General features: G+C 42.9%; 3 protein-coding genes and 1 pseudogene. All 4 read left to right on the forward strand.

What is annotated here, in order from left to right:
* The coding region (locus CWE11_RS11880) for an EAL domain-containing response regulator (RefSeq protein ID WP_133306948.1) at nt 1-1,552 on the forward strand (1,552 nt) is incomplete at its 5' end.
* A gap of 21 nt (nt 1,553-1,573) precedes the next feature.
* Entirely contained in the window at nt 1,574-1,936 is a 363-nt protein-coding gene (locus CWE11_RS11885) for an Hpt domain-containing protein (protein WP_126777839.1), read from the forward strand.
* Complete coding sequence (locus CWE11_RS11890) at nt 1,933-2,841, forward strand: EAL domain-containing protein (RefSeq protein ID WP_126777840.1); 909 nt, start codon at nt 1,933-1,935, stop codon at nt 2,839-2,841. Before CWE11_RS11885 ends, CWE11_RS11890 begins: the two co-directional genes overlap by 4 nt.
* Nucleotides 2,842-3,119: pseudogene (locus tag CWE11_RS12115) on the forward strand (hypothetical protein); the annotation flags it as partial.

Here is a 3,119-nt window from a genome sequence, read left to right on the forward strand (position 1 = left end):
CTCTGTATTTGTGATTGATTTCTCACTTGAAGATAGCACCGCCATTGAGCTTATCAATACACTTCAGCAAACTCCTTCATATGCATTTGTTCCGAAAGTCGTGATCACTGGACATCGAGATCATCTCACTGAGGATCTCGTGATTCAAGCGGGTGCTTCGGAATACATTACCAAACCTTTTAATCGGATGACGTTCGCATCTCGGATAAGAGCGAGTCATACTGACCAGAAACTCACAAACGAAATATCATCCGGTTTACTCGACCATTTGACAAATCTTCCAACCTATCAAGGTTTTATGAATTGCCTTGAAGAAAGTGAGGATTCCGGGTCCGATGCCTTAAGTGTCATGGTGTTCGAAGTTGTTAATCTCAACGTAATTAACACGATGAGCGGGTATGAGGCCGGCGATCAAACATTGATATATATAGCAAGACGATTGCAAGAGCTTAAACCAGAATGTGGGATTATCGCGCGGATCAGCAGTACGCTTTTTTCGCTTGCCGTAAGATCGACCGACCGTACTCTCTTGGGTGAGATTTTTTCCGAGATAAAACAGCTGTCTCGTGCTAAACAGCAGGTTGCTGGCGGGAGCAGATTTTTCTTCCCACAGATAAAAGTTGGCGTGGCGATTCGAGGGGAATCTGACTCATTAGAGAACGTCATAAACAATGCAGTTGCGGCAACGTTTCTGGCCACTTCTGGGCCTTTCGCAGAGTTGTCATTTTTCTCGGAAGATGCAAGCAAAAGGATGAGTCGAACCTTCGAGATAGGCAATGCGCTCCACTCCGGCGATCTCGTTCGTGAGATGTTTATGCAATATCAACCACAAGTCGATTTATCAACGGGCGCATTGATTGGAGTTGAAGCGCTTGTGCGCTGGAAGTCGGCTGTTCTGGGCGGCGTACCGCCGAGCGAGTTCTTACTGATCGCCGAGAAGAAAGGATATATGGACGAAGTAGGCATGCGAATATTTGAGCTTGTGTTCTCGGATATCAGACAGTTTCCTAAATCACTTCGCATTGCTATCAATATCTGCCCCAAACAGTTGCAACAGAATGACTTCGCTCGGTCGCTTTGTAGGCTGGCCGACCGTTATAAGATTGATTGCAGCCGTATCGAAATAGAGTTAACTGAGACATCCGCGTTGCAAATGAGTGAGGTTGCTCGCTCTAATATTGTTCAGCTAGCAGAGCATGGATTTCAGCTAGTGCTCGATGATTTTGGCGTTGGCTACTCAAATTTAGATTATTTATTAACTCTACCAATCTCAAAATTAAAGTTAGACCGCTCGTTTGTTAGCAGGGTGTCTCATTGCCGAACAACTCAAAATATTTTGAGAAGCCTAGTTATGTTAGCGCGTGCAGAAGGTTTTACTCTTCTCGCTGAAGGTGTTGAAAGCGAGAAAGAGCACCAAATCTTGCGCAAAATCAACATTCATGCTGGACAAGGCTATCATTATGGGAGAGCGCAGGCTATCCAAGATATATTAAAGAATTACAAAGCTAAATCTGTTAGTGGATCACAGTCAGTTTTGTTTGATCCAAGATGAGTTGAGGTAAAGGAAGATGCAATGTCGCTAGAAAAGATGTTAATCGAGTTTGATGGAGACCGTGATTTCGTCAGTGATTTACTCTTCACCATTAGACAAGAAATCAACAAATTCCATGCACGTCTTGAGCAAGTTATTGAGCAAGCTGCGTCAGATAAAATGACAGCAGGAGAGGCAAGAAGGATTGCTCATATTATTAAATCAACAGCAATGACGTTGCATCTCCACGAGCATGCTGACCAAGCCTCGGCGATTGAAAGGGAAATACAAATGGCGACCTCAGAGAATCCTATGGCGATGGATAAAATTCAGAGGCTTGCCACTGTGGTCGATGAAATGAGGTCGATCGTCGGTTTCTATTTCGAAAAACTGGAGCAATTATGACCCGAATTGAACAGCTCTCTGCGTTTTTTGATGCTATTGAAACGAGTAAACTCGAGGTTCGATATAAACCAATCTTGAATGTTCGCGATGATCGGGCGGAAATCATTGCTCTGGACTGTCTTGTGTATTGGGATGAGTATTTTGACGACTCGAGTAAACTTGAATTTCTTTTCTATCATATTGAAAAAAATGGATTATCTGGGGTTGTTGATCAGCATGTGATTGAACGTGTCCTATCGGATTGGCACGAGAACGCGAATCTAAAATGCTGGCCCGATTTAAAAATCATGATTACCGTATGTAGTGACTCCTTCAGTAACTCTGATTTTTTCACTTTTTTGAGTGCGACTGCAAAGCGACACCAATTCGATTTAAATCGTTTGATCCTGACGGTTCGACAAAGAATCCCGCTCGAAGAAAAAGAAAAGCATCAACTAGTTTTTCATGAAGCTCGCGAACTAGGTATTGAGTTGTGTTTGCCTCATGGTATCGAACAGGGGGTCTTTCATGATTACTTGTTGAGCGACGATTTTCAATGGATTAAGTTAAGAAGAAGTTTGGTTCATCTTGCACACGAAAATCGATTAGCACAAAAGTATCTACACAATTTTTATGACACCGCGAGTAACCTTGGAAAGAAAGCCTATATATCAGGAGTTGATAATGACCAGATGATGCTGACTAACTTGAGTAATGGATACTCGATTGTCAGCGGTCATTACTTTTCTATTCCCGTTTCATCAAAAGAAATAGATACAATGCTTGCGTACTGGTTCTCTAGAGAGATTTACTTGAAATACCGTGCTCGAATCGACACTCGAGGTGGTATCCTTCATGCGCCATCCTTTGACGATATCAAGTTAGAATCCCGTGTTGTTATGCTCAAACAAAGGCCCACGCTTTAGATGAACTCGAATGAAGTAAAACAAGTTGACGCGGACATAAGCACTGAAAACTTGTTAATAAAGATTGCGACTGAATACCTGAATCTCCCTATTGAACGGGCGGAAGAGGCGATCCAACCATCGCTACAGGAGATGGCGCAATTTGTAGGTGCCGATCGAGCCTATATTTTCCGCTATGACTTAGATGTTATGCAGTGTTCAAACACGCATGAATGGTGTGCGGAGGGGATTACTCCCGAAATTGATAATTTACAGAACTGTGATATCAGTATGATCGG

The sequence above is a fragment of the Aliidiomarina sanyensis genome, assembly GCF_003987175.1.
In the GTDB taxonomy this organism is placed as follows: domain Bacteria; phylum Pseudomonadota; class Gammaproteobacteria; order Enterobacterales; family Alteromonadaceae; genus Aliidiomarina; species Aliidiomarina sanyensis.